Origin of the sequence: Paraburkholderia sp. (assembly GCF_028283785.1) — a bacterium.
Lineage (GTDB): Bacteria > Pseudomonadota > Gammaproteobacteria > Burkholderiales > Burkholderiaceae > Paraburkholderia.
In genome coordinates, this window is record NZ_JAPWKB010000004.1 from 36,576 (window position 1) to 63,422 (window position 26,847).

At 63.4% G+C, this 26,847-nt stretch carries 25 protein-coding genes and 1 riboswitch; of the genes, 13 read left to right on the forward strand and 12 right to left on the reverse strand.

Features of this window, described 5'->3' with window-relative positions:
- Positions 1 to 135: 135 nt before the first annotated feature.
- Both PW947_RS03385 and PW947_RS03390 read right to left on the reverse strand, forming a co-directional pair.
- Entirely contained in the window at positions 136 to 1,707 is a 1,572-nt protein-coding gene (locus tag PW947_RS03385) for a methyl-accepting chemotaxis protein (RefSeq protein WP_299629660.1), read from the reverse strand.
- A gap of 351 nt (positions 1,708 to 2,058) precedes the next feature.
- The gene (locus PW947_RS03390) at positions 2,059 to 2,505 is read right to left on the reverse strand and encodes a MarR family transcriptional regulator (protein ID WP_299629661.1); all 447 of its coding nucleotides are present in this window, start codon (positions 2,503 to 2,505) and stop codon (positions 2,059 to 2,061) included.
- 123 nt (positions 2,506 to 2,628) lie between these two features.
- Here PW947_RS03390 and PW947_RS03395 point away from each other — a divergent pair, with 123 nt between their 5' ends.
- Positions 2,629 to 4,167 (forward strand): DHA2 family efflux MFS transporter permease subunit, encoded by a 1,539-nt coding sequence (locus PW947_RS03395; protein WP_299629662.1) that lies wholly within the window; start codon positions 2,629 to 2,631, stop codon positions 4,165 to 4,167.
- A gap of 23 nt (positions 4,168 to 4,190) precedes the next feature.
- Here the strand turns inward: PW947_RS03395 and PW947_RS03400 are convergent, their stop codons facing one another.
- Positions 4,191 to 4,868 (reverse strand): FadR/GntR family transcriptional regulator, encoded by a 678-nt coding sequence (locus PW947_RS03400; RefSeq protein ID WP_299629791.1) that lies wholly within the window; start codon positions 4,866 to 4,868, stop codon positions 4,191 to 4,193.
- On the opposite strand from PW947_RS03400, the gene dgoD reads away from it, so the two are divergent.
- The 3 genes from dgoD (at position 4,867) to PW947_RS03415 (ending at position 7,156) form a co-directional block, all read left to right on the forward strand.
- The gene (dgoD, locus tag PW947_RS03405) at positions 4,867 to 6,231 is read left to right on the forward strand and encodes a galactonate dehydratase (protein ID WP_299629663.1); all 1,365 of its coding nucleotides are present in this window, start codon (positions 4,867 to 4,869) and stop codon (positions 6,229 to 6,231) included. The genes PW947_RS03400 and dgoD overlap by 2 nt on opposite strands.
- Before the next feature lie 350 nt (positions 6,232 to 6,581).
- Positions 6,582 to 6,884, forward strand: coding sequence for a hypothetical protein (locus tag PW947_RS03410; RefSeq protein WP_299629664.1), 303 nt, complete (start codon positions 6,582 to 6,584; stop codon positions 6,882 to 6,884).
- 59 nt (positions 6,885 to 6,943) lie between these two features.
- Positions 6,944 to 7,156: a YodC family protein gene (locus tag PW947_RS03415; RefSeq protein WP_299629666.1), complete on the forward strand. Its 213-nt coding sequence runs from the start codon at positions 6,944 to 6,946 to the stop codon at positions 7,154 to 7,156.
- A gap of 138 nt (positions 7,157 to 7,294) precedes the next feature.
- On the opposite strand, the gene PW947_RS03420 is transcribed toward PW947_RS03415, so the two are convergent.
- On the reverse strand, positions 7,295 to 8,233 hold the full coding sequence (locus PW947_RS03420; protein WP_299629667.1) for a CopD family protein: 939 nt from the start codon (positions 8,231 to 8,233) through the stop codon (positions 7,295 to 7,297).
- Complete coding sequence (copC, locus tag PW947_RS03425; RefSeq protein ID WP_299629668.1) at positions 8,230 to 8,607, reverse strand: copper homeostasis periplasmic binding protein CopC; 378 nt, start codon at positions 8,605 to 8,607, stop codon at positions 8,230 to 8,232. Before copC ends, PW947_RS03420 begins: the two co-directional genes overlap by 4 nt.
- Before the next feature lie 434 nt (positions 8,608 to 9,041).
- On the opposite strand from copC, the gene PW947_RS03430 reads away from it, so the two are divergent.
- The 4 genes from PW947_RS03430 (at position 9,042) to PW947_RS03445 (ending at position 13,663) form a co-directional block, all read left to right on the forward strand.
- A complete protein-coding gene (locus PW947_RS03430; protein ID WP_299629669.1) occupies positions 9,042 to 9,773 on the forward strand; it encodes a c-type cytochrome in 732 nt (243 codons plus the stop codon).
- 21 nt (positions 9,774 to 9,794) lie between these two features.
- Positions 9,795 to 11,096, forward strand: coding sequence for a cytochrome c (locus PW947_RS03435; protein ID WP_299629670.1), 1,302 nt, complete (start codon positions 9,795 to 9,797; stop codon positions 11,094 to 11,096).
- A gap of 161 nt (positions 11,097 to 11,257) precedes the next feature.
- On the forward strand, positions 11,258 to 11,878 hold the full coding sequence (locus tag PW947_RS03440; protein ID WP_299629671.1) for a hemolysin III family protein: 621 nt from the start codon (positions 11,258 to 11,260) through the stop codon (positions 11,876 to 11,878).
- A gap of 201 nt (positions 11,879 to 12,079) precedes the next feature.
- A complete protein-coding gene (locus tag PW947_RS03445) occupies positions 12,080 to 13,663 on the forward strand; it encodes a DEAD/DEAH box helicase (RefSeq protein ID WP_299629672.1) in 1,584 nt (527 codons plus the stop codon).
- 107 nt (positions 13,664 to 13,770) lie between these two features.
- Here PW947_RS03445 and PW947_RS03450 read toward each other — a convergent pair whose 3' ends face one another.
- The 3 genes from PW947_RS03450 to PW947_RS03460 all read right to left on the reverse strand — a co-directional run bounded on the left by PW947_RS03450 (position 13,771) and on the right by PW947_RS03460 (position 17,163).
- Positions 13,771 to 14,322 carry a hypothetical protein gene (locus PW947_RS03450; RefSeq protein ID WP_299629673.1) on the reverse strand — a complete coding sequence of 184 codons (552 nt, stop codon included), beginning with the start codon at positions 14,320 to 14,322 and terminating at the stop codon, positions 13,771 to 13,773.
- Between the two features lie 104 nt (positions 14,323 to 14,426).
- Entirely contained in the window at positions 14,427 to 15,230 is an 804-nt protein-coding gene (locus PW947_RS03455; protein WP_299629792.1) for a ferritin-like domain-containing protein, read from the reverse strand.
- A gap of 295 nt (positions 15,231 to 15,525) precedes the next feature.
- A complete protein-coding gene (locus PW947_RS03460) occupies positions 15,526 to 17,163 on the reverse strand; it encodes a gamma-glutamyltransferase family protein (protein WP_299629674.1) in 1,638 nt (545 codons plus the stop codon).
- 167 nt (positions 17,164 to 17,330) lie between these two features.
- Between PW947_RS03460 and PW947_RS03465 the strand changes: the two genes are divergently transcribed.
- Together PW947_RS03465 and PW947_RS03470 are read left to right on the forward strand one after the other, a co-directional pair.
- Positions 17,331 to 18,110: a DeoR/GlpR family DNA-binding transcription regulator gene (locus PW947_RS03465; RefSeq protein WP_299629675.1), complete on the forward strand. Its 780-nt coding sequence runs from the start codon at positions 17,331 to 17,333 to the stop codon at positions 18,108 to 18,110.
- Positions 18,111 to 18,516: 406 nt separating this feature from the next.
- Positions 18,517 to 18,714 (forward strand): hypothetical protein, encoded by a 198-nt coding sequence (locus PW947_RS03470; protein WP_299629676.1) that lies wholly within the window; start codon positions 18,517 to 18,519, stop codon positions 18,712 to 18,714.
- 87 nt (positions 18,715 to 18,801) lie between these two features.
- Here the strand turns inward: PW947_RS03470 and PW947_RS03475 are convergent, their stop codons facing one another.
- Positions 18,802 to 19,167 (reverse strand): hypothetical protein, encoded by a 366-nt coding sequence (locus PW947_RS03475; RefSeq protein ID WP_299629793.1) that lies wholly within the window; start codon positions 19,165 to 19,167, stop codon positions 18,802 to 18,804.
- A gap of 244 nt (positions 19,168 to 19,411) precedes the next feature.
- On the opposite strand from PW947_RS03475, the gene glpD reads away from it, so the two are divergent.
- The 3 genes from glpD to PW947_RS03490 all read left to right on the forward strand — a co-directional run bounded on the left by glpD (position 19,412) and on the right by PW947_RS03490 (position 23,486).
- Entirely contained in the window at positions 19,412 to 20,944 is a 1,533-nt protein-coding gene (glpD, locus tag PW947_RS03480) for a glycerol-3-phosphate dehydrogenase (RefSeq protein ID WP_299629677.1), read from the forward strand.
- Between the two features lie 79 nt (positions 20,945 to 21,023).
- Positions 21,024 to 22,523: a glycerol kinase GlpK gene (gene glpK, locus PW947_RS03485; protein WP_299629678.1), complete on the forward strand. Its 1,500-nt coding sequence runs from the start codon at positions 21,024 to 21,026 to the stop codon at positions 22,521 to 22,523.
- A 276-nt stretch (positions 22,524 to 22,799) separates the two neighbouring features.
- Entirely contained in the window at positions 22,800 to 23,486 is a 687-nt protein-coding gene (locus PW947_RS03490) for an HAD family hydrolase (protein WP_299629679.1), read from the forward strand.
- Between the two features lie 109 nt (positions 23,487 to 23,595).
- Here the strand turns inward: PW947_RS03490 and ribB are convergent, their stop codons facing one another.
- From ribB to PW947_RS03505, 3 genes are all read right to left on the reverse strand, one after another.
- The gene (gene ribB, locus PW947_RS03495; protein ID WP_299629680.1) at positions 23,596 to 24,339 is read right to left on the reverse strand and encodes a 3,4-dihydroxy-2-butanone-4-phosphate synthase; all 744 of its coding nucleotides are present in this window, start codon (positions 24,337 to 24,339) and stop codon (positions 23,596 to 23,598) included.
- Between the two features lie 154 nt (positions 24,340 to 24,493).
- Positions 24,494 to 24,676, reverse strand: a riboswitch (FMN riboswitch).
- A 107-nt stretch (positions 24,677 to 24,783) separates the two neighbouring features.
- Entirely contained in the window at positions 24,784 to 25,497 is a 714-nt protein-coding gene (locus PW947_RS03500) for an XRE family transcriptional regulator (RefSeq protein WP_299629681.1), read from the reverse strand.
- A 183-nt stretch (positions 25,498 to 25,680) separates the two neighbouring features.
- Positions 25,681 to 26,847 carry an MFS transporter gene (locus PW947_RS03505; protein ID WP_299629682.1) on the reverse strand — a complete coding sequence of 389 codons (1,167 nt, stop codon included), beginning with the start codon at positions 26,845 to 26,847 and terminating at the stop codon, positions 25,681 to 25,683.

The window sequence follows — 26,847 nt, forward strand, 5'->3', positions numbered from 1 at the left end:
AAGAAAAACCCGCTGCTTCGAAAGAAGCAGCGGGTTTTTTGTTTTACAACAGCACACGCACGTCAAAGCCCGCTTTCGCGGGCTTTGTTGTTTCCGGCTAGCGCAATTCACTCGAACGCGAACCTGAAAGCCGCGTCACGCCGTCACTTTGAAAAACGCCACCGCGCGATTCAACTGCTGCCCCTGATCCTCCAGGGACTGCGAAGCCGCCGCCGCTTCTTCGACCAGCGCCGCGTTCTGCTGCGTAACCTTGTCCATCTGGTTGATCGCGTGATTGACCTGCTCGATCCCGCGACTCTGCTCGCCCGACGCCGCCGCGATCTCGCCCATGATGTCCGTCACCCGCGCGACTGCCTGCGTGACTTCGTTCATCGTGTTGCCCGCATCGCGCGCCAGCGTCGAGCCATCCTGAATCCGCTCGACCGACGCGCCGATCAGATCCTTGATCTCCTTCGCCGCGCTCGACGAACGTTGCGCGAGATTGCGCACTTCACTGGCGACGACCGCGAAGCCACGGCCTTCCTTGCCCGCGCGCGCCGCTTCGACGGCCGCGTTCAGCGCCAGGATATTCGTCTGGAACGCGATTCCCTCGATCATCCCGGTGATCTCCGCGATCTTCGTCGAGCTTTCGCTGATCGCGTCCATCGTCGAGACGACTTTGCCGACCACTTCGCTGCCCTTATGCGCGACATCGGATGCCGTCGCCGACAACGCGCTCGCCTGCTGCGCGTTCTCCGCGTTGTGCTTCACGGTCGCGGTCAGTTGCTCCATGCTCGACGCGGTTTCTTCCAGCGATGCCGCCTGCTCCTCCGTCCGCGCCGACAGATCGAGATTGCCCGCGGCAATCTGGCTCGATCCGGCCGCAATATGGTTCGCCGCCGAATGCACCTCGCCGATCAATCGCACGAGGCTTTCCTGCATCACGCCCATCGATGCGAGCACGCTTCCGGCCGGCGCCTGCTTCGCGCCATCGACGGCACGCAGATCGCCCGACGCGACACGCTTCGTCACGTCGCTCAGCGCGCCCGGCTCCGCGCCCAACGCGCGCGTCAGACCACGGGTGATCGCTGCGCCCGCGGCAAGCGCGGCTGCCAGCGCAATTGCGCAGATCCCGATCAGCAGATTGCGCTGGTTCGCTGCGCGCTGCTCTGCATCGCGAATCATCCGGTCGGACTGGTCTTTCGTGTAGTTCGCGTAGTCGTTGGTGGCCTTGATCAGCGCGGCCAGCAACGGGCGGCACTCGTCGTTGATCTTCGCGACGGCCGCGTCGCGCTGGTTGTCCGTCGCGAGCTGAACGATGCCTTCGGCGACCGGCGAATACAGCGCTTCGACACGATTGATTTCGGCGACCAGCGCGCGCGCCTGATCGGTGGTGTCGGCGGCGGCTTGCGTCAGGTCGTTCAGCTTCCGGACCCGTGCGGTCACGTCCTGCTGCGCCTGCGCTTCCGCGGCTTTCTCGACGGCGAAGTCTTCGGGACGCGTCGCGAGCGCCATATTGCGTGCGGCGATCGCTCGACGATCGACCGCCGTGCGCACACGTGACGCCACTTCGGCGCGCGCGCTGATGCCGGTCACGTAGTTGGAAAATTGCTGGTTTTCGTCGTTCAGCGATTTGACGCCGAGTCCCGACACGATCAGAACGATGGCGGCAAGCCCGCCGAAACCGGTCGTCAGTTTTGCCTTGACGGACCATTGGCTGCGATTCATGGTGTTCCCCGAGGACGGCTGAGTAAATCGAAAAAAAGGGCCGTCCGTCCACTTCTCTCGTCCGATGCCAGTTTGTTACGGCACCTTGCACGAGACGCGATGCTCTACTCCGCTGCGCACCACTTGTCCATGCAAATTTAATTATCACGCGCGAAATTTTCGTGCGCGTATTTGCATAGACATCCTGGGGATAATTTTTGCGGATTTACGACACATCGACGGCGAATCGTCGCGCGCAAACGTTGACGATTCAGCCCTTGAAAATCGACGCACTATTTGACTTTTAGTTGTGCATTCGACGCGTCACATCGCGATTCCGATTCGCGCACTTCGCCGTCCAGCCAGCGCCGCTCAATCGCTGTCGACGATCCGGCTGAGATTGCCGCGCACGCGTTGCAACAGCGCGATCAGCTGCTTGACTTCGTCGTCGCTGAAACCGTCGAGCCCTTCGGCCGCGACCTGATCGCCCACCTTGCGCGCGTTGTCGAGCGAGCCTTCGGCTTTCGGCGTCAGATGCACCATCCGTTCACGGCGATCCTGCGGATTCGCGACACGTTCGATCCATCCCGCCTCTTCCATCCGGTCGAGCAGACGGCCGGCCGAAATCGGCGCGACGTCGAGCAGGTCGGCGAGCCGGGCCTGATTCACGTCGCCGTAATGCGACAGGTACGCGAGCACCCGACACTGCGCGCGCGTGAGATCGAGCGACGACCTGGCGTAGTCGTCGAAGCGTTTTGCGCAGAGGCGGCCCACATCGGAGATCAAGAAGCCGAAGCGCTCTTCTACAGGGGTTTTCATGCGGCGATTATACGAAAGCCCATCGCAAGACAGGGGTGTCGCGGTCTACGGTGTGTTACCGATTCCCATGATAGTAAGCGCTCTATACAATAAGCATGCTTACTATTTTTGCGACCCGCGCCCATGTCATCCGATTCGACGTCCGACACTGCCGCCAAACCGCTCAACAGACCGATGCTGACGGTGGCGATCATGCTCGCCACGCTGATGCAAACGCTCGACAGCACCATCGCCAACGTCGCGCTGCCGCATATGCAGGGCGCGTTGTCGGCGTCGCAGGACGAGATCACGTGGGTACTGACGTCGTACATCGTCGCCGCGGCAATCGCGACGCCGCTGACCGGCTGGCTGTCCGACCGGCTGAGCATCAAGCGTCTGCTGGTGGTGGCGATCACCGGTTTCACGGTGGCGTCGGCATTGTGCGGGCTCGCCGAAACGCTGACGCAGATCGTCGGCGCGCGGCTGTTGCAGGGCATTTTCGGGGCGTCGCTGGTGCCGCTGTCGCAATCCATCCTGCTCGACGTGAATCCGCGCGAGAAGCAAGGCCAGGCCATGGCGGTCTGGGGCATGGGCGTGATGGTCGGGCCGATTCTCGGGCCGACGCTCGGCGGCTGGCTCACCGACAGCTACAACTGGCGCTGGGTGTTCTTCATCAATCTGCCGATCGGCGCGTTTGCGCTGTTCGGCGTGCTGACCTTCCTGCCGTCGAAAGAACCGCGTCACGACGTCAAGTTCGACGCGTTCGGCTTCGCGACGCTGGGTCTCGCGATCGGCGCGCTCCAGGCGATGCTCGACCGGGGCGAGCAGCTCGACTGGTTCGGCTCGAAGGAAATCGTCACCGAGGCGATCGTCGCGGCGCTCGCCTTCGCGTTTTTCCTTGTCCATACAGCCACGGTCGGCGAGCGCTCGTTCTTCAAGTACAAGCTGCTCAAAGACCGCAACTTCGCCACCGGAACGTTCTTTATCTTCGTGATCGGCGCGGTGATGTACGCGACCCGCGCACTGTTGCCGCCCATGCTGCAAAACCTGATGAACTATCCGGTCGCCACCACCGGCCTCGTCACCGCGCCGAGCGGCGCAGGCACGATGCTCGCCATGCTGGTCGCCGGACGTCTGCTCAAGCGCTTCGACGCGCGGCTGCTACTGCTGTGCGGCTTCCTGATTTCGGCGTTCGCGTTGTGGCAGATGATGCAGTACACGATCGTGCTGTCGGCGTCGGACATCGTGTGGCCGGGCGTGATTCAAGGGTTCGGGCTCGGTCTGGTATTCGTGCCGCTGAGCGCGTTGACCTTCTCGACGCTGACGCCGCAACTGCGCGCGGACGGCACCGCGACCTATAGCCTGATGCGCAATATCGGCAGCAGTATCGGCATTTCGATCGTTCAGACGCTGATGACGCGCAACACCCAGGTGTCGCATTCGGACCTTGCCGCGAACATTTCCGTTTTCAATCCGGCGATGCAATCGATGCTGAGCGGCGGTTCGATGCGCGATCTCGCCGCGCTCGACGTGTCGATCACGCAACAGGCGGCGATGATCGCGTATCTGAACGACTTCAAGCTGATGTTCGTCGCGACCTTGCTGGTCGTGCCGCTGTTGCTCCTGATCCGGCCGAGCCGTCAGGCGCCGGCCGAATCCGTCGCGCACGCCGCTATGGACTGACCGCGCGCGACGGGCGCGCGGCTTCAGCCTTCGATGCGCCCGCGTGTCACGCCGAGCAGGCCGGCCATCGCGTGACGCGCGGCCCCGGCGTCGCGCTCGCGGATCGCGTCGAACACCGCCGTATGTTCGGCCAGCGACGCGTTGAACACATCGGCGCGCTTCGCGTTCAGCCGCAATTGCGCTTCGAGCGTGCGTTCGATCAACGTGCCGAGCGGAATCAGCAGTTCGTTGCTGCACGCGCTCAGCACGCTCAGATGAAACGCCAGATCGGCTCGCACCCATTCATCGACATTGCGGGCGTTGACCATCGCGGAATGCGCGGTGTCGAGCGCGGCGAAGGTGTCGGGCGTGTGCGACTGCGCGGCGAGCGCGGCGGCGTACGGCTCGATCATCTCGCGCATTTCCTGCAGCTTCAGCGCGAACAGCACCGGCGACGCCACTCGCGAATACCAGTCGAGCACGTCCACATCCAGCAGATTCCACGCGCGTCTCGGCCTGACCCGCGTGCCGACCCGCGGCCGCGATTCGATCAGCCCTTTCGACGTGAGCGTGCGCAACGCTTCGCGCAGCACCGTGCGGCTGACGCCGAACGTCTGCATCAATTCCGCCTCGCGCGGCAGGATCGATTCGGGCGCGAAGTCGCCGCGCAGGATGGCGGTGCCCAGCTCATACGCGACGCGGCCGTGCAGATCGTGCTGAATGGTGTTCTCCCGTGAAAAAAGACCGCGATTATCCGGTATTCCCGACGTCAGACGAAAACCCCGCAGCGACAACCTCACTCCGAATAGTACTATTAATAGTATTTTAAAGCGATTTTGTTGTAGCATACCGGTCAACCGTTCGCGTCGGCGTGCGCCATTGCGCCACCGGCATTCGCACAATCCGGCATGGGCCCTACGGCCAAGGAGACACGCCATGAAAATCACCAAGCTCGAAACCTTTATCGTCCCGCCGCGCTGGTGCTTCCTGAAAATCACCACGGACGAAGGCATCGTCGGTTGGGGCGAGCCGGTGGTCGAAGGCCGCGCGCACACCGTCGCCGCCGCCGTCGACGAACTGTCCGACTACCTGATCGGCAAAGATCCGCTGCTGATCGAAGATCACTGGCAGGTGATGTATCGCGCCGGCTTCTATCGCGGCGGCCCGATCACGATGAGCGCAATCGCAGGCGTCGACCAGGCGTTGTGGGACATCAAGGGCAAGCACCACGGCGTGCCGGTCCACGCGCTGCTCGGCGGCCAGGTTCGCGACCGGATCAAGGTCTACTCGTGGATCGGCGGCGACCGTCCGAGCGACGTCGCGAACAACGCGCGCGCGGTCGTCGAACGCGGCTTCAAGGCGATCAAGATGAACGGCTCGGAAGAGTTGCAGATCATCGATACCTTCGACAAGGTGCAGGGCGTGATCGACAACGTGGCGGCGGTTCGCGCCGCAGTGGGTCCTAACATCGGTATCGGCGTGGACTTCCACGGCCGCGTCCACAAGCCGATGGCGAAGGTGCTCGCGAAGGAACTCGATCCGTACAAGCTGATGTTTATCGAAGAACCGGTGCTGTCGGAAAACGCGGAAGCGCTGCGCGATATCGTCAACCAGACCAATACGCCGATCGCGCTGGGCGAGCGTCTGTATTCGCGTTGGGACTTCAAGCACATTCTGGCGAACGGCTTCGTGGACATTCTTCAGCCGGACGCGTCGCACGCGGGCGGCATCACCGAATGCCGCAAGATCGCGACGATGGCCGAGGCGTACGACGTCGCAATCGCGCTGCACTGCCCGCTCGGCCCGATCGCGCTGGCCACCTGCCTGCAGATCGACGCGGTCAGCTACAACGCGTTTATCCAGGAACAGAGCCTGGGGATTCACTACAACCAGGGCAACGACCTGCTCGACTACATCAAGAATCCGGAAGTCTTCAAATACGAAGACGGCTTCGTGTCGATCCCGCAAGGTCCGGGGCTCGGCATCGAAGTGAACGAAGAGAAAGTGCGGGAGATGGCGCAGACCGGACACCGGTGGCGCAATCCGGTGTGGCGTCACGCCGACGGCAGCGTCGCCGAATGGTGAGATTGGTGGCCGCGCCGCCGCTTCGCTGTTTCGTCTTTTAAACAAAAACGCCGCCCGATATCCGGGCGGCGTTTTTGTCTGGCCATCCACCCGCGCAGCCCGCCTGGCGGCGCAGCGCCGCCGCCGTTACCTCGACGTTACGCCGACGTTACGTCCGGCACGTTCCGGCGACGTCTCAGTAACGTAACATCCTTGGCGGATTCGGCCGAAACATGTGCATTTTCGGACCTCCTCGAAATGACCCGAAGGCTTATCCACTAAGCTTTTCCGGGCTGCGAGGACGCTCGGGAATCAAACTGGCCCGCTCCTTGCTGTTTCTGTTGAAAACGAAACACGTACAGGGGAACAACATGGGCGAATTCCTTCCAGACTATCTGCTCCGCGAACAGGCCGCCGTCGGCGCACTTGTCGCATTCGGCGTGCTGCGGGTGATCGGCGCGATGTGCGCGTATCAACGCGGCTGGAGCATCCGCACCGTCGAGCGGTCGTTTCTGTTCGCCGCATTCCTCTATTGCCTGCCGCAGCTGTTCGATCTGCTGACGACGCTGTACGGCGCGCATGGCGCACTGGCCGAACTCGAAGGCAAGGCCGCGGGTTGCGCGATCGCGCTGTTCTGCGCGCCGATCCTCGGTCATCGGCTGGGCTACGAATAACCAGATTGGCGCATCGCCGCCAACGCTTTACAAAAGACTGATCTGAGGGGACCACCTCGATGTTTCGCGCCAGAAACAAAAACTTCCGCGCCGGCGATGTGCTGACGCTCAAATCCGGCGGCTGTCCGATGACGGCGACATGGGTTGGACCGGTGCTGTTCGCGCCGGGGACGTGGCTGATTTGCCAATGGTTCGATGACGCCGGGGATATGCGTCAGGAGATGTTTCCCAAAGAGACGCTGGAACGGGCGCGCGATGCGCTCCCGGCGTGACAGGGCAGTAACGGATCAGCCGGTTCTAAACAGGCGACCGTGTGTTGAAGCGCCGCACGTAATGACGTGCGGCGTTTTTTTTGGCCGATGCCTGGTGAGGCAGGACCGGTGCAGACCCGACGCTGGACCGGGTGACGCTCAGCCGAGCGACGCGAACGCCGGCACGCTGTGCGCGAGCACCGCCGCCGCGACGAACACGCCGAGCATCGCCAGCGCTTCGAGATACAGCACGTTGGTGAACGTATGCGCGTCCATTGTCGAAGCGGTGCGGCGCAGTCGCGGCAACGCGGCGAACCGGTTCAGCCCGCCCAACGCCACCGTGAGCGCAACCAGCGCCAACTTCAGCATCAACACGTGACCCCACGTGCTGAACTCCATCGCGTTGAGCAGGTTGCCGGTGCCGCCGCTTCCGCGCACGGTATTGAAGGCGCCGCTGACGACCACCAGCACCACCGACACCAGCGACACGTTCGAAATCTGCGTAGCGGTGCGAATCAGCACGCCGCGCGCGATCGATGTGCCGAGCGTCGGCACGATGCCGAGTCCGGCTGCGAGCACCAGCCCGCCCCACACGCCGGTGGACAGCACATGCAGCGTATGCACGGCGATCGCGGCCGATGCGAGACCTGCGTCGGCCGCGTGGCCGAGCGCCGCCTTGCCCGCCGAGATCGCGATCACCGCGAGCCACAGCAACGCGTTACGCAGCGTGCCCGTATGTCCCGACAACGTGGTCAGCAACAATACGACCGCGCCGCCGAACGCCACCGTCCATGCATGACCGATATGGGTTTGCGTCAACACGCTCGACAGCAAGCCGAACGCGTCGGGCAAACCCACGCCGCCCATCGATGCGCTCTGATAGAGCAGCCAGCCGAGATCGGCGAGCACCAGCACCACGCTGCCGGTTTGCATCGACCGTTGCGCGCGCAACCAGGCCGGACGCGCGGGCGCGACCTTGGCCTGCGCATCTTTCGCGAGCCAGGCGGCCAGCAATGCCGAACCGATCGTGAACGCAAACGCGATATTCATGAGCGCGGCCATTGCGACCTGCCCGATCCATACGCCGTCGACCGTCATTTGACGCTGAAGGCGAAGTCGCCCTGGGTGCGATGGCCGTCGGTGGCGACCGCTGTCCAGTGAACCGCGTAATGACCGGCCGCCAAAGGCTGAAGCGGCAGATGCAAGGTTTTGGCATCGTGCGCGTCGACCTGCGCCGCGCCCTGCGCGACCGACTTGCCGCTCGCATCCTTGACGCTCATGCGCGTGAAGGCCGGTTCGAGCGGCTCGCTGAAGTGGATCGTCACGTCGCCGGGCGCCGCGACCTCGGTATTCGGCACGGGTTCGCTCGATACGGGCCGCGCATGGGCGAAAGCGGTGGTCGTCATGGTTGCGGCAAGCGCAACGACTGCCAGCGCGCGCAGCGCCGGGCGGGAGAAATCGGATAGCTTCATGAAAGGCGTTTTTACAGGTTGAAAACGGAAAACGAGCGGGGATTCCAACGGTTGACGCGACGCGCCAGGTGAAGCGGCACATGGCGCGCCCCGGGAGTGTACGCTTCGACGGCATAAGCGCGCGGCGGTTCATCAATCGACACCGGTAAAACTCACCTCGCTGTCGTTGCGATCAAGGTTGCGCGTCGGAAAATAATCCGCGTTATATGGGATTCGTATAGGCACATGAGGTTTCTCCGACCCGATCATTCGCGAGTGCTTATCACATGATTTAGCTGCGCGTCAAAGCGTCTAACACAAAGAAAATTAAGCGTTTCCCCGTAGCCTGTGGCAAATAGTCACCATCAGACATCGATGATAGAATTTCTCGTCGTCGTAGTACTCGCTGTCCAAACACCGAACCAGTCGAAGTTCGGTCAGGTCCCCTGAATCTGATGGAGTTACGCGTGTCTTCAAGACGCATTTTCCGCCCATTGCTCGCCCTTCTCCTGATCGGCTCTGCTGGCGTGTATAGCGCTGCGGATGCACAGACCCAACCTCAGGCGCCCGACACGATGGAAGCACGCGTGCAAGGTTGTACGGCGTGCCACGGAACTCACGGTCAGGGCACCGACAACGACTACTTCCCTCGCCTCGCGGGCAAGCCGGCCGACTATCTGTACAACCAGCTACAGAACTTCCGCGAAGGCCGCCGCAAATACCCACCGATGAACTACCTCGTCACGTATCTATCGGACGACTATCTTCATCAGATCGCCACGTACTTCTCGCAGCAACGTCCACCGTATCCGCCGCCCACGAAGCCGACGGTCTCCGCAGCGATCGTCGCGCGCGGTCAGCAGATCGTGCTGAACGGCGACGCGTCGAAAGAGATTCCCGCGTGCGCGGCATGTCACGGCAAGGCGCTGACCGGCATGGAGCCGGCCATCCCCGGTCTGGTGGGCCTGCATTCCGACTACATCAGCGCGCAACTCGGCGCGTGGCGTTCGGGCTCGCGCCACGCCATCGCGCCGGACTGCATGCACACGATCGCAACCCGCCTGACCGACGAAGATGTGAATGCCGTCGCCGCCTGGCTGTCGACGCAGCCGGCTCCGCAAAACCCCGTGCCGGCTCCGGCCCGCTCGTTGAAGACTCCGCTTGCCTGCGGCAGCGAACCGCAATAAGGCACCGGGAGAGACCCTCACATGAAACGCAAGTCACTGTTCGCATTATCGGCTGTGGTCGTGATCGCGGCTGCCGCTCTCGTTCCGGTGCTGTGGTCCGGCAGCGATCACCTGCATGGCGGTGGCGTGGCGCTGGCGGCGACGCCGGCCGACCAGGCCGCGCTCGTCAAGAAAGGCGAGTATCTCGCCCGTGCCGGCGACTGCATCGCGTGTCACACGGTGCGCGGCGGCAAGCAGTTCGGCGGCGGCCTGCCGATGGCCACGCCGTTCGGCACCATGTTCACGCCGAACATCACGCCCGACGATCAATACGGGATCGGCAAATGGACCCAGGACGACTTCTATCGCGCGATGCACACGGGCCGCTCGAAGGACGGTTCGCTGCTGTATCCGGGCTTCCCGTTCACCAGCTACACGAAGGTGACGCGCGCCGACTCCGACGCGATCTACGCATATTTGCGCTCGGTGCCGCCCATCAACGTCCCCAGCCGTCCGCATGAACTGAAATTCCCGTTCAACCAGCGCAACATGCTGATCGGCTGGCGCACGCTGTTCTTCCGCGAAGGCGAGTACAAGCCCGATCCGACCAAATCGGTCGAATGGAATCGCGGCGCGTATCTGATCGAAGGCCTCGGCCACTGCGGGATGTGCCACACGTCGATCAACGCGCTCGGCGCACCGAACACGTCGGCGGCGTTCGCGGGCGGATTGATTCCGTTGCAAAACTGGTATGCGCCTTCGTTGACCTCGAACAAGGAAGCCGGTCTCGGCGACTGGGAAACGAAAGACATCACCGATCTGCTGAAAACCGGCGTGTCGAATCGCGGCGCGGTGTTCGGTCCGATGGCTGAAGTGGTCCACAACAGCCTGCAGTACATGAGCGACGAAGACATCCACGCGATGGCGACGTATCTGAAGACCATTCCGCAAAAGAGCGAAGCGCCGGAAAACCTGCAACTGGAAACCTCCGAGCAGTTCGGCGGCGAGTTGCTGAAACAAGGCCAGAAGATCTACGCAGATAATTGCGCGAAATGTCACGCCACCAACGGTCTGGGGATGCCGCCGTCGTTCCCGCCGCTGGCGAACAACCAGTCTATCCAGATGCCTTCGGCGGCCAATCCGATCCGGATGGTGCTCAACGGCGGCTATCCGCCGAGCACCGAACGCAATCCGAAGCCTTACGGGATGCCGCCGTTCGCGCAGGCGCTGTCGAATCAGGAAGCGGCGGCGGTGGTCACGTATATCCGGATGTCGTGGGGCAATCACGGCACCGCGGTCTCGCCGCAACAGGTGGCGGATTTGCGCTCCGCACCACTCGACTAGGCCCGTCAGGATGAACGGAGGGCGCGGCCTGCGGTAACATCGCGGCCGCGCCCTTCGTTTTTGTGGTTGCAGTGCCTGTCCGGCAGTACGCACCGCAGTCGCGCAAACGCAGCGCGCAGTGCAGCATTCGCGTACAGTAAGCCCAGGCAGGAGGAAGTAGCGTGCATGTCGGTGAGCGTTTCAACAGCATTACCCATCTCGTCGGCGCCGTGTTGTCGGTCGTAGGACTCGCCGTGCTCGTCACGATGGGCGCGCTCGAACGCGACGCGTACAAGGTCGTCAGCTTCGCCGTCTACGGCGCAATGCTATGCGTGCTGTACGCGATTTCCACGCTGTATCACAGCGTCCGCTCGCCCCGGGTGAAGTCCATCCTGCAAAAATGCGATCATTCGGCAATCTACCTGCTGATTGCCGGCAGCTATACGCCGTTTACGCTGGTCACCTTGCGCGGTCCGTGGGGCTGGTCGCTGTTTGGCGTAAGCTGGGGGCTGGCGGTGCTTGGCATCGTGCAGGAACTGACGCTGGGGCGGCGTACCCGCAGCGTCTCGATGGTGTTGTATGTGTTGATGGGCTGGCTCGCGCTCGTGGCCGTCCGTCCGCTGGTTGCCGCTTTGCCGGCAGCCGGTACCGCCTGGCTCGTGGCCGGCGGCGTCATATATAGTGCCGGCATTTACTTCTTCATCAACGACGAGCGCATCCGTCACGGACACGGTATCTGGCACCTGTTCGTACTGGCGGGCAGTCTGTGTCAATTCGTCAGCGTTGCGCGATATGTCGCGTAATGCCCACGACGGCGAATGCAACTTAACGCCAGTCGACGTGTCTGCATAGCGCGTTGATGCATTCGGCATACGTTTGACCTGCGGTTCGACCGCGTCACCCGCATGCCGCCGATTTCTCCGCGAACGGTCCGGGCCTCGCCCTGTTGACGCGCCTCACACTGCGTGCAGGCCGTTCGCGCTAATGCTTTGCAAAGAGTCTTTATGTCTTTCGATTCCCTCGGCTTGTCCGAACCGCTGGTCCGGGCTGTCCACGAGCTCGGTTACACCACACCCACGCCGATCCAGACGCAGGCCATCCCGGCCGTGCTGAACGGCGGCGATCTGCTGGCCGGCGCGCAAACCGGCACGGGCAAGACGGCCGGCTTCACGCTGCCCATCCTGCAACGCCTGATCACGATGCCGTCGGCGCAAACCGCGAACGGCAAGCGCGTGGTGCGCGCGCTGATCCTCACGCCGACCCGCGAACTCGCGGCTCAGGTCGAAGAAAGCGTGCGCCAGTACGGCAAGTATCTGAAGCTGAAGTCCACCGTGATGTTCGGCGGCGTGGGCATCAATCCGCAGATCGGCGCGTTGCGCAGCGGTGTCGATATCGTCGTGGCGACGCCTGGCCGTCTGCTCGACCACATGCAGCAAAAGACCATCGATCTCTCCCATCTGGAAATCCTCGTGCTCGACGAAGCCGACCGGATGCTCGACATGGGTTTCATCCACGACATCAAGCGCGTGCTCGCGAAGCTGCCGCCGAAGCGCCAGAACCTGCTGTTCTCGGCCACCTTCTCCGATGAAATCAAGACGCTCGCCGACAACCTGCTCGACTCGCCGGCGCTGATCGAAGTCGCGCGCCGCAATACGACGGCGGAAACGGTCGCGCAGAAAATTCACCCGGTCGATCGCGACAAGAAGCGCGAACTGCTGACGCATCTGATCAAGCAGCACAACTGGTTTCAGGTGCTGGTGTTCACGCGCACGAAGCACGGCGCGAACCGCCTTGCCGAACAGTTGACGAAAGACAGCATCAGCGCACTCGCCATTCACGGCAACAAGAGCCAGTCGGCACGTACCCGCGCGCTGGCCGAGTTCAAGGACGGCACGCTGCAGGTGCTGGTCGCAACCGACATCGCCGCGCGCGGTATCGACATCGACCAGTTGCCGCACGTCGTGAACTACGATCTGCCGAACGTGCCGGAAGACTACGTGCACCGTATCGGCCGCACGGGCCGTGCGGGCGCGACGGGCGAAGCGGTGTCGCTGGTGTGCGTCGATGAACTGCAATTGCTGAAGGATATCGAGAAGCTGATCAAGCGTCCGGTGCCGCAGGAAGTGATCGCCGGTTTCGAACCCGACCCGACCGCGAAGCCGGAACCGATCCTGCGTCGCGGGCAAGGCGGCGGCGGTGGTGGTGGCGGCGGCAACCGTCAACCGCGTCAGGGCCAGCCGAAGGGCCAGGGCGGCGCACCGAAGCGCGAAGGCGCATCGGCACCGCGTCCGGGCGGTCAGCGTCCGCAAGGCAACGGCAATGCCGGCCAGCCGCGCTCGCAAGGCGCGAAGCCGGGCAGCGCACCGGTGCAGGCACGCAAGGACAATCCGCGTCACGAAACCACGCGTCACCATGACAAGCCGCGCGCGGTCGCACACGACGGCGGCAATGCATCGAACGCGCCGCGCAAGCCGCAAGGCGCGAAGCCGGCGACGAACCCCGGCGCGTTGCTCGGCGGCGCCAAGCCGCGCGGCGATGCTCCGCGTAGCGGCCAGCCGGCACGCAACAACGGCCATCGCGGCCGCTGATCGGGCATCGGCACGGAACGGGATCACAGGCGCAACGCCTGCGATTCCGTCGAACGCCGGGCCGGCCGCGATCGCGGCCCGGCTTCGGCGTCATCCTCAACCCGACGTCAGCGTCGCGACGCCGACGCAGCAATCCGCTTCAAATACTCGATCTGCCGTTCCCAACGGTCGAGCACCGCCTCCCCCTGATCCGCCAGCTCGAACGTCACCCCGCCCGTTAAACGCGCGTAGCGGACCCGTTGCGTCTCGCCGGTATCAATCCACCCGATAAAGCACGCAAGCCCGCCAGCGGCGCTCTCCGCGCCTTCAGACGTGACCGGCGCGCTGCTGTCGGTCAACGCGTCGAAGCGCAACTGCACCTGATAAAACGCATCGTCGCAAACGAAGGTCAACGCCGCACGACCGTCTTGCGCGAGCACGCGCGCCGCACGCGATTGCGGCCACAACGCGATGCACAGCGAGCGCGAATCCGGCGCGTACAACTCGCCCACGCCGAGCAGCGACGTGCGGACATGCGCACTCGCATCGACAGTCAGCAACGACGCGGTGAAACCCGTTTTCGTCGCCAGCGCGCCGCCGTCGAACAGCGCACGCGTCGGCGCGGGCCATTCGTCGAATACGGTTTGTTCCAGCGGTCGAGCCTGATCGGAACCGGACATGGGCAACTCCATTCAGTGGGTTCGGCGCCAAACAAAAATGGCCCGCACACGCGGACCATTTTCGCTTCGATTAGCCGGACCCGATTCACGTGACCGGCATTCGATCACCGGAAGAACACATGCTGCGTGATCTTGGTCAACGGGTAGTGCAAGCTGGGTTGAATCTTCGCGGGCAGATTGAGCGGCTTCAGCAGCATCTTCACCGCCATTTCAGCAGACAGATTACGGCGCACCAGCGCGCTGATGCGCGCCGAGCGATCGCGGTTGTACGCGGCATCGTTCACACGCTCCGGGTAACGGAACTTGAACACATGGCGCAGCGCAATTTCCGAATCTTCGTTCTTCATTTCCATCACGCGACGCATCAATGCGCCGAGCACCGCAAGACGTCCGTTTCCTTCAATCTTGTTGTACTTTTTGAAGAACTTGAAAAAGTGCTTGTAGTGACGGACTTCGTCGGTGCGAATGTTGTCGGTGATCTGCTTGAGCACCGGGTCGTTCGAGCATTCGTTGATCGCGCGGTACAACGTCGCCGTGCCCGTTTCGACCACGCAACGCGCGACCATTTCGAGCGCGCGGGTCTTTTCGAAATCTTCGACCGAACACGTCTTCGAATACTCTTCGAAGAAACTCGCGAACGCAGCGTCCCATTCGAATTCAGGCCACACGTAAGCGATATACGTCTTCAGCGCGCGGCCGTGCTGCATCTCTTCCGGCTCCCACTCGTTGTTGAGCCAGGCCGAGACCTCCGGGTCGTCGTTGAAGTACGTGCTGAGATTGCTCGTGTAGAGGTCGGTGCCGCTTTCGATAAATGAAGAGGCACACAGAAGCAGCAAAAGATCTTCGTTGGCGACGGCGGCTTGCCGGTCGATCTTCGTGAGATCGATATCTTCGATCCGCCAGGGCATCACCTGTTTTGACTCAGTGCGCATTGCGTCATGCTCCCAAAGCTGTCCCGACGTGTCGAGCATGCGAGCGTTTCGCGTAGCGGCTCACGGCAGGTACAGCACCTTGAAATAGTTAACCTCTTATGTCCTGCATCTTAGCCGGTGTTCCGCAAGCTTGCAGATACACAGCACAGACCATGCCGACGTCGCGCAGTTCCAGGATAAGGCTGGGGGAAATGTTCCAACTCATGACATGGACGCAATCCCGTAACGCGGTAAGCCGGCTGAAAACTTTGAAGGCATCGCGCAATACGACCTAGAACCCGGCGGCGAGGCCGTCGCGGCGGCTGTCGCTGGCGGCCACGTAGCCGCGTTCGGGATCGTCGCGATCGAGCTTCCAGATGTATTGGCCCGAACCGAAATCCATGTAGGGATCGTCGACGGATTTGATCGTGTGGCCGCGTTCGACGAGTCCGCGCGCTGTGTTCGCGTCGAGCGTGGATTCGATATCGATCGTGAAGTCGCGATTCACTTTCCAGCGCGGCGCATCGCAGGCGGCCTGAGGTTGCTGCCCATAATCGAGCATTCTTACGATCGATTGCACATGACCTTGCGGTTGCATGTCGCCGCCCATCACGCCGAAGCTCATCACGGCGTCCTGCCTGCCGTCGATCGACTGCGTGACGAACGCGGGAATGATCGTGTGGAACGGCCGCTTGCCGCCTTCGACGACATTCGGCGAAGCCGGATTCATCGAGAATCCGCAGCCGCGATTCTGCATCGCGATGCCGAGTTCCGGCACCACGATGCCGGAACCGAAGCCCATGTAATTCGACTGGATAAAGCTGACCATCATGCCGCGCTCGTCGGCTACCGACAGATAGATCGTGCCGCCCGCTTTCGGCATGCCGAAGTCGAAATGCGTCGCGCGATGCGGGTCGATCAGCTTTGCGCGCGACGCGAGATACGCGTCGTCGAGCATCTGTTCCGGCGTCACGTCCATCGAAACCGGATCGGCTACGTAGCGATAGACATCGGCGAACGCGAGCTTCATCGCCTCGATCTGAAGATGCTGCGAATCGATGCCGTCGACCGCGTGATCGCGCAGGTCGAACTTCTCCAGAATGCCGAGCGCGATCAGCGCGGCGATGCCCTGACCGTTCGGCGGAATTTCGTGGACCGTATAGCCGCGATACGACTTGCCGATCGGCTCGACCCATTGCGCGCGATAGTGCCGCAGGTCGTCGAGCGTCAGCACGCCGCCGCCTTCGCGCGAAAATGCTGCAATGCGGGCCGCGATGTCGCCTTCGTAATACGCGCGCGGTCCGTGTTCGGCGAGCAGGCGCAAGGTCTTCGCGTGACCCGGAAAGCGCACGTGCTCGCTGACGTCGGGTGCGCGTCCGCGCGGCATGAAAGTCTGCGCGAAGCCCGGCTGATCTTTCAATTCGGGCACGGCCGCCCCCCACTTGTACGCGACGATGCTCGCCACCGCGTGACCGCGCTCCGCGATGTCGATCGCGGGTTCCATCAGATCGGCGAACGGCAGCGAGCCAAACTTCTGGTGCAGCGCTTCCCAACCTGCGATCACGCCCGGTACCGTCACCGAGTCCCATCCGCGTTTGGGTTGTTGCGCGAGACCGTCGCGCTCGCCGTATTTGCGCCGGAAGTAATCGACGTTCCACGCGGCCGGCGCCACACCCGACGCGTTCAGACCGTGCAGCTTCGCGCCGTCCCAGACCAGCGCGAACGCATCGCCGCCCAAGCCGCACGACACCGGCTCGACCACCGTGATCGCCGCCGCCGCGGCAATCGCGGCATCGACCGCATTGCCGCCTTTCCATAGCATGCGCAGCCCGGCTTGCGCCGCGAGCGGATGCGAGGTGGAGACGAGGTTGCGCGCGAACACCGGCAAGCGCGGCGTCGGATACGGGTTGTGCCAGTCGAAACGGGTCATGGGCAAGGTCTCGTGAGAATCGCCGGCCGGGTATCGCGCGGTGCGCGCCGGAACGGCGACTATTCAAGCACGGAACCCACGAAGCTGCAGCGGACAAGCGGCCTTAAGCCCTTACAATATGCGCACCCCGATCGATCAGATGCCAACCGGCAGCGCCTTTAGACAAAATGACCCGAGACCCTCGCCTGACCCTCAACGCACGTCAACAGGAACTGCTCGAATGGGTGCAACGCGACGGCTTCGTCACCGTGGACGATCTGGCCGCGCATTTCGACGTGACGCCGCAAACCATCCGCCGCGACGTCAACTGGCTGGCCGATATGAATTTGCTGCGCCGCTATCACGGTGGCGCGAGCTTGCCGACCAGTTCAGAAAACGTGTCGTACACCGCGCGTCAACGGATGTTCCATGACGAAAAGCGCCGCATCGCCACGCTGGTCGCCACGCATATTCCGGATCAGGCGTCGCTGTTCATCAACCTCGGCACGACCACCGAAGAAGTCGCGCGTGCGCTGAACCGGCATCGCGGCTTGCGCGTGATCACCAACAACCTGAACGTCGCGAGCATGATGAGCGGCTATCCGGATTGCGAGGTGCTGGTGACGGGCGGGATTGTGCGGCCGTGGGACAAGGGCATCGTCGGTGAACTCGCGATCGATTTCATCCGGCAGTTCAAGGTGGACTTCGCGATCGTCGGCACGTCGAGCATCGAAACCGACGGCACGTTGCGCGACTTCGATACGCGTGAAGTGCGTGTCGCCGAGGCGATCATGCAGCACGCGCGCACGGTCTTCCTCGCCGCGGATCATTCCAAGTTCGGGCGCCCCGCGCTGGTCCGTCAGGGCCATCTCGACCAGGTCGACGCGCTGTTCACCGACGCCGCACCGCCCGCCGACATGCAGGAAACGCTGGCCACGGCCGGCACCCAGGTCTACATCGCGGACTGAGCGAAACTCACGGTTCACGCTCTCCAGCTTGCCCCCGAAAACAGCGCGCCAAGCATATTGCGCGCCGGGCGCTCCCGTCCGATCAAGATCCCATGCTGCACCGCACGCCAAACTTCGAGTGAAATCATGAAGTTGCGCGCAGAGCCGGACCGCCTCTTGCGAACTTGATTGTCAACGGGAAAATTTACTGGGGCCGATTTGGCGTTCAACGTGCGGTTGACTACACTCCAGTTCCCCGACGCCTTTTTCGTGTTTCGACCACGATCCGGCGACGGCATTGGCAGCAAGAACAGCACGATCGTTTCACCTCCCGCCTGACCTCAATGCGGATCCCACCGCGACGGACGAATGGCCGTGCCATTCACCGGCGCCCTGTGTTCCGTAGACGCTTGAATTGGAGAGAACAATGCTGAGTCCGCATGAATTCGCCACGCTATTGCTCGTCAAGGACGCACCGCATCAGGTCGATATGGAACGGGAAGAACTCGACGCCCTGCTGGAACGCCAACTGGTTCAACTCGAACGACTCGCTTCCGGCCGCGAACAATGGAGCGTGACCGAAAGCGGAGATTCAGCCATCCGCGCCATCAAGCGATTATCGTAGCGCGGCCCCGGCCGCCAGCGATCGCACGACGCGTGGTGGGGAACGCCCCGCCCGCGCGTCTGTCAGCCAGCCCATCGTCGAATGCAATCAGCCGGCCCGCAAGGTCGGATCGACCGCTGCGCGCCAGCTCACCGCCTTCGCGCGCTGTTCGTTGAAGAACTGCACCCAGCGATTACGGATCTGCGGGTCCCGGCTCGTGCCGAGCGCGGTGTAATGCTGCGCGATCGCCGACTGGAAGCCGCAATACTCGTCGGCCGATACCTTGCCGCGCCGCTTCGCCACGTACGCATCGTATAGCGTCGAATACACCGACTGCGCGTCGTTGCCGTAGTCGACCGGCTGCGCGCTCTCCCCGCACATCTGCTGCAACGCCGTCAGCGACGGCGCACCCATCGTTCCGCTCAAGCTCGGCGTCGCCACGCATCCCGCGACCAGCATCGCCGCAGCGCTCATCCCGCCGATTGTCCAGATTCCACGCCGCATTCCACCCATGGTTCACCTCGGTTTGATCACTGCCGGAAGTATCGTCCGTGACCGCCGGAAGCGCCACCTTCGTGCGTGCAACGCGAATCCGCGCATGCCGCCGACCGTCCTCCGCGAACTTTACTTTTTCGAATATGTTCATTAAAGTTCGAAAACGAACACACGATGTTCGAAGCCATTCATCCCATTTTCAAAGCAGCAGGAGACACCGCAGGTGACGCAAGGCTCAAAGTACGATCTGCTCGTCGTAGGCGGCGGGATCAACGGCGCGGGAATTGCCCGCGACGCAGCCGGGCGCGGCCTGTCGGTGCTGTTGTGCGAGCAGCACGACCTCGCCGCGCACACGTCGTCCTCCAGCACCAAGCTGATTCACGGCGGGCTGCGCTACCTCGAATACCGCGAATTCGGCCTCGTGCGCAAAGCGCTGCAGGAGCGCGAAACCTTGTTGCGCGCCGCGCCGCACATCATGTGGCCGCTGCGCTTCGTGATGCCGCACATGCCGAATCTGCGCCCCGCGTGGCTGATCCGCGCAGGGCTGTTCCTTTACGATCACCTCGCAAAACGCGAGATGCTGCCGGGTTCGCGCGGCATCGATATGCGGCGTCATCCGGCCGGCGCGCCGCTGGTGGATTCGATCAAGCGCGGTTTTGTCTACTCGGACGGCTGGGTCGACGATGCGCGCCTCGTCGTGCTGAACGTGCTCGACGCGCAGGAACGCGGCGCGACGATCCACACGCGTACAAAACTGGTCAGCGCCACGCGCGCGGACGGCGAGTGGCGCGCGCAGCTGCAACGCGAGGACGGCTCGACCTTCGACGTCCGCGCCGCATCGATCGCGAATGCGGCCGGACCGTGGGTCGGCGCGCTGCTGCAAGGCGCGCTCGGTCGCGACGCGAATCACAGCGTGCGGCTCGTCAAGGGCAGCCATATCGTCACGAAGAAACTGTTCGATCACGATCACGCGTACATCTTCCAGAATCCGGACAAGCGGATCATTTTCGCGATTCCGTACGAACGCGATTTCACGCTGATCGGCACGACCGACATCGAGTATCGCGGCGACCCGTCGCAAGTCGCGATCGACGGCAACGAAACGCAGTATCTGTGCGACTCGATCAACCGCTACTTCAAGCAGCAGATCGCGCCGCGAGACGTCCGCTGGACCTATTCGGGCGTACGTCCGCTGCTCGAAGACGAGAACGCCGACAACCCGTCGGCGGTCACGCGCGACTATCAGCTCGAACTAGACGCGCCCACCGGCGAAGCACCGCTGCTGTCGGTGTTCGGCGGCAAGATCACGACCTTTCGCAAGCTCGCGGAACAGGCGGTCGATACGCTGGCAGGCGCGCTGCGCGTCGATGCGCGCGCATGGACGGCCGGCGTGCCGTTCCCCGGCGGCGACATGCCCGGCGCGAATTTCGAGCGTTTTACCGCGCAATTTGCTGCGCAGCATGCCTGGCTTCCCGCCGATCTCGCCCGCCGTTACGCGCGTGCGTACGGCACACGTGCATCGCGCGTGATCGACGCCGCGCGCAGCCTCGACGATCTCGGCCACGCATTCGCACCGGGTCTTCACGAAGCCGAACTCCGCTATCTTCGCGACGTCGAATGGGCGCGCAGCGCGCAAGATGTGTTGTGGCGCCGTTCGAAGCTCGGCCTGCACGTCGAACCCGCCGCGCTCGCCGCCGTCACGCGCGACATCGACGCGTGGTTCTCGCGCGAACCCGCCCGCCAGCACGCCGCATAACGCTCGCTTGCAATTCGACGCCGCCGTTCTGCAGGCCAGCAGCCGGCGGCGGCTTTTTATAAAACATGGAGAAGAGACAATGCAGGATCAGTACATTCTCGCGCTCGATCAGGGCACGACGAGTTCACGCGCGATGCTGTTCGATCGCGCGGGGAACGTGGTCTCGACCGCGCAGAAGGAATTTCAGCAGATCTATCCGCGACCGGGTTGGGTCGAGCACGATCCGCTGGAAATCTGGTCCACGCAGGCGGGCGTCGCCGCCGAAGCCGTCACGCGCGCCGGCATGAACGGCACGTCGATCGCGGCGATCGGCATCACCAACCAGCGCGAAACCACGGTCGTGTGGGACCGCGAAACCGGCCATCCGGTCTACAACGCGATCGTCTGGCAAGACCGCCGCACCGCCGACTTCTGCGATCAGCTGAAAGCGCAAGGGCTCGAAGACACGGTGCGCGCCAAGACCGGCCTGCCGATCGACTCGTATTTCTCCGCGACCAAGATCCGCTGGATTCTCGACAACGTCGAAGGCGCACGCGAAAAAGCGAACCAGGGCCGTCTCGCGTTCGGCACCGTCGATAGCTGGCTGGTGTGGAATTTCACCAAAGGCGGCCTGCACATCACCGACGTCACCAACGCATCGCGCACGATGCTGTTCAACATCCACACGCTGCAATGGGACGACGAACTGCTCGACGCACTCGACATTCCGCGCAGCATGTTGCCGGAAGTGCGCGCGTCGTCGGAAGTGTACGGCCCGACCAAGACCACGGTGTTCGCGTCGAAGATCCCGCTCGCGGGCATTGCCGGCGATCAGCACGCGGCGCTGTTCGGCCAGATGTGCACGGAATCCGGCATGGTGAAAAACACCTACGGCACCGGCTGCTTTCTCGTGATGAACACCGGCGACACGCCGATCGAATCGAATAACAATCTGGTTACGACGATTGCCTGGAAAATCGGCGATCAGGTCAATTACGCGCTCGAAGGCAGCATCTTTATCGCGGGTGCGGTCGTGCAATGGCTGCGCGACGGGCTCGGCATCATTCGCAGCGCGTCGGACATCGAAACGCTTGCGCGCACGGTCCCGCATTGCGACGGCGTGTATCTGGTGCCCGCCTTCGCCGGACTCGGCGCGCCGCACTGGAACGCACGCGCACGCGGCACGCTGTTCGGCGTCACGCGCGGCACGACCGACGCGCATATCGCGCGCGCCGCGCTCGATTCGATCGCGTATCAATCGCTCGACGTGCTGAAGGCGATGGAAGCCGACTCGGGCATCCGGATCGGCGAACTGCGCGTCGACGGCGGCGCGTGCGCGAATAATCTGCTGATGCAATTCCAGGCCGACATTCTCGGCGTCGATGCCGTGCGGCCGAAAGTGGCGGAAACCACCGCGCTCGGCGCGGCCTATCTGGCCGGACTGGCAGTCGGCTACTGGAAAGACGTCGATGAACTGAAAAGCCAGTGGAAACTCGACCGCCGCTTTCAGCCGGGCGCCGAACCCGCCGACGTCGCGCAATGCCTCGACGGCTGGCATCGCGCGATCCGAGCGGCCAAAGCGTGGGCCGATACGCCCTGAGCGGCGTACAGAACGACACACCTGGAAGACTGGATCGATACCACCTTATATTGCCGAATTCATCGGCACGGCGATGGTTGTATTGACCGGCCCGACGCATGGATTCCTTTTTGCGGTCCGCTGATGGGCGGATCGGCGGCGACGCTTTTCAACACGCACGTGCACTGAGACGAAACGGCAAAGCACGTATCATGACGTTTCGACCGGCGCGGGCCGGACGCGCGCCGAGCGCCGCGGCCCACGCCGGTTTCCCATTCTGCTTTCCTTGCTCTGCCCATGCTCGACCACCTCATTTGCGACTGTGACGGCGTGCTCGTCGACAGCGAAGTCATCGCCGATCACGTGATGCTCGACACGCTTTCCACGACGTTTCCCGGCGTCGATTTCGCGCCCGTCGTCAAAACCGCGTTCGGTCAGCAGACCTCGCGTTTTCTCGAAGGCATCGAAACCACGTTCAATCTCACACTCCCCGCCGACTTCCTCAGCACCATCGAGCAAAACGTCGAGGTCGCGCTCGCGTCGTCGTTGAGCGCGATCGGCGGTGTGCGCGCGGCGCTGCAACGCGTGACGCTGCCCGCCGCGGTCGTGTCGAACAGCCGGATGACCCGCGTGCGCGCGTCGGTCAAGCGCGCCGGGCTTCAGGAGATTTTCGGCGAGCGCGTGTTCAGCGCGGAACAGGTCGCGCGTCCGAAGCCGTACCCGGACGTGTATCTGTTTGCTGCGCAGCAACTGGGCGTCGAGCCGGCGCGCTGCATCGTCGTCGAAGACAGCGTGGCGGGCCTGAACGCGGCGCGCGCGGCCGGCATGAAGACGATTGCGTTCGTCGGCGCGAGCCATATTCCGGACGGATACGCCGACGCGCTGCGCAAGATGGGCATCACGCGGATCATGCAGCACATGGACGAATTGCCCGCGCTGATCGAAGCGGGCATGCGTGGCGAATTCGGCGACGTGCAGTCCTGAGCGCGTTTGCCCAGGCCATAAAAAAACGGCGTGCCCGAACATGGCACGCCGTTTCTGTTTGTGCGCGACACCGCGCGAGCGGTGTCGCGATGCGTCGTCACACAGCCGCTCAGGCGGCGCTCGTGCACTCTTCGCGCGCCGCCGCCAGCGCCTGACGGAACTCAACCAGTTCCGCGATCGTCAGCATCGGCATATTGTGTTGCGCGGCGAAGCGCTCGACGTCCGCGCCGCGCGTCATCGTGCCGTCGGCGTTCATCAGTTCGCACAGCACGCCGGCCGGTTGCAAGCCCGCGAGAATCGCGAGATCGACCGTGCCTTCGGTGTGGCCGCGTCGCGCGAGCACGCCGCCGGGCATCGCCCGCAACGGGAACACGTGACCGGGACGCACGATATCGGCAGGTTTTGCGTTGTCGGCGATCGCGGCGCGGATCGTCGTCAGACGGTCGACGGCGGACACGCCGGTGGTCACGCCTTCGCGCGCTTCGATCGACACCGTGAAACCGGTGCCGTGACGCGCTTCGTTGTTGACGGTCATCGGCGGCAATTCCAGCGCGCGGACTTTCGAATCCGGCAGGCACAGACACACGATCCCGCTGCATTCGCGGATAAACAGCGCCATCGTTTCGACGCTCATCCGTTCGGCGGAGACGATCAGATCGGCTTCGTTTTCGCGGTCGTGGTCGTCTTGCAATACGACGGCGCGGCCTTCGCGCATCGCTTGCAACGCGGCGGCGATGCGTGGCGGAACGGCTTCGGTGGCGAGCAGCGGGAGATCGGCGAACGCGTCGTCGGCGATCGTCGTAGGGGCCGGAAAGGCGTGAATCGGGCTAGCGGTTTGATTGACAGCTGACATGTGAAACGCTCATCGCAAGAAGTTGGCGAGAAACGTTTCAGGGCATTGCAAACAGACAGAACGCGTTCGGACGCGCACGCACCGCTCGTGGCGGCACGCACTCATGGTTGCCTCATCGAGCAGGCAAGCCGGTCCGGAACGGACATGACTATCTGCACATCTTCTTCCATCCGGACTCTGACCGTCGGCTCTGGCATTTCACCAGATCTGCTGACCCCGCGCGTTCCTCGACTACCGGAACAGATTCGACGCGAGCGCTCGCGGGCTCGTCGGCTAACGCTGTTCGCGCTGCCGGCATACCGCCGGTGGGGAATTTCGCCCCGCCCTGAAGACGCACTGATGCCGGAAAATTCCGGCGGGTGAAGCATACAACAGCTACGCGGCGCGCGCAGTGCAGCAAAACTTTCTGACGGTCATTGCCGGTCCGTCAGACAGACTGACGCGCTAGACCGGTTCGGTCTGACGCGCGGTGTCGTGCGGCACGTCCCAACGCGGCGGCGTTTCCGCATTGAGCGTCACACGAAACGCACGGGCTTCGGTGTCGCCGGGATTGCGAAAGCTATGCGGCTGGTCGGCGTCGAAGACGATCGCGTCGCCGGTCGCGAGCAGTTGCCGCCGATCGTGCACGCTGATTTCGAGTGTTCCTTCGCTGACCACGAGGTTCACCGTCGTGCCGGGCGCGCGTCGAATGCCCGGCTCCGTGTGCAATGCGGCGATCCGCAGTTCGTGGAACTCGGCGGCGCGCGGTTCGGCTTCCGGATACAGCGCGCGCGCCGAATACAGACCGTTTGCACTGACGACGCGCGACGCGCGATCGGCGGGAAGATGTTCGATTCCGTTGAGCGCGTGTCGCCGCAAGAACGCCGCCACCGATACCTTCAACGCCGCCGCCACCTTGCACAGCACCTTGATGGACGGCACGCTGCGAGCCGATTCGATCTGCGCGAGCATCGCCCGCGACACGCCGGACGCGCGCGCCAGCGCATCGAGCGACAACTGCCGTTCGGCGCGCAAACGCGCCAGATTGATGCCGACCTGATGTTCGAGCGCGTCGAGCGAATCCGTGGCACGGAAGGCATCGGACGAATCGTTCGGGTGATTCAGGTCCGGCGCGTGCCGTGCGGACGGATCGCGAACCAGCGCAAGCGGGGAATGCATGACGGCCTCCAATCGCGCCGCCGGACGGCGCATTCAGGTAAGTGGAGCCAACATAGCATCGGGATTCGCTGCGCCCAACGAAGTTATCTTCACACTGTTATCAGCATTGCAGAGGACAGCATCTGCGATGCGGGCGCGGCATTTCATTCGCGCTCAGGTTCGCGGCAACTCACCACTCACACGTCACGCACGTTGCTGGACGATGCGCGCGGGTGCGTCCATTCTCGACGCGATCCACGTGACGATCAGCGCGGCAATCGTCACCGCCGCCGCAACCCACGGCAATGCATCGAGGCCCAGACCGCGATCGATCGCGAGACCGCCGAGCCACGCGCCCGCCGCATTGCCCACGTTGAACGCGCCGATATTGAGCGTCGAAGCCAGATTCGGCGCCGCACTCGCCTTCTCGACGACGCGCATCTGCAGCGGCGGCACGGTCGCGAAAGCGGCGACGCCCCACACGAAAATCGTCACCGCCGCCGCGATCTGCGAGTGACTGGTGCGCGCGAAGACCGCCATCACCACCGCAAGCGCGATCAGAATGCCCATCAGCGAAGGCATCAGCGCCCGATCGGCGAGCTTGCCGCCGACCGTGTTGCCCACCGTCAGGCCGACACCGAACAGCACCAGAACCAGCGTGACGCCATGCGGCGTGAAACCGCTGACCTGCTCGAGAATCGGCGCGATGTAGGTGAACACGACGAACACGCCGCCGAAGCCGAGCACCGTCATCATCAGCGCGAGCCAGACCTGTACGTCCTTCAGCACGCGCACTTCGTGGCCGAGGCCGACCGGGCCCGTGTCGTGCCGGTTCGGCACCAGCGCGGTGACGCCGGCGAGCGACAGCACGCCCAGCCCGGCGACGATCCAGAACGCCATGCGCCAGCCGAACTGCTGGCCGATAAACGTGCCGAACGGCACGCCCAGCACGTTGGCAAGCGTCAGGCCGGTGAACATCAGCGCGATCGCGCTGGCGCGCTTTTCCTGCGGCACCAGCGACGCCGCGACCACCGCGCCGATCCCGAAGAACGAACCGTGCGCGAACGACGTGACAACCCGCGCGATCATCAGCACCGAATAGTCCGACGCAATCGCGCACAGCACGTTGCCGACGATAAACACGCCCATCAGCAATTGCAGCGCGAGCTTGCGCGGCATCTTGCTGGTGAGCACGGCCAGCAACGGCGCGCCGACGGCAACGCCGAGCGCGTAGCCGCTGACCAGCAGGCCTGCGGAAGGAATCGTCACGCTGAGATCGCGCGCGACTTCGGGCAACAGACCCATGATCACGAACTCGGTCGTGCCGATGGCAAACGCGCTGATCGCCAGCGCAAGTAAAGGAATTGGCAT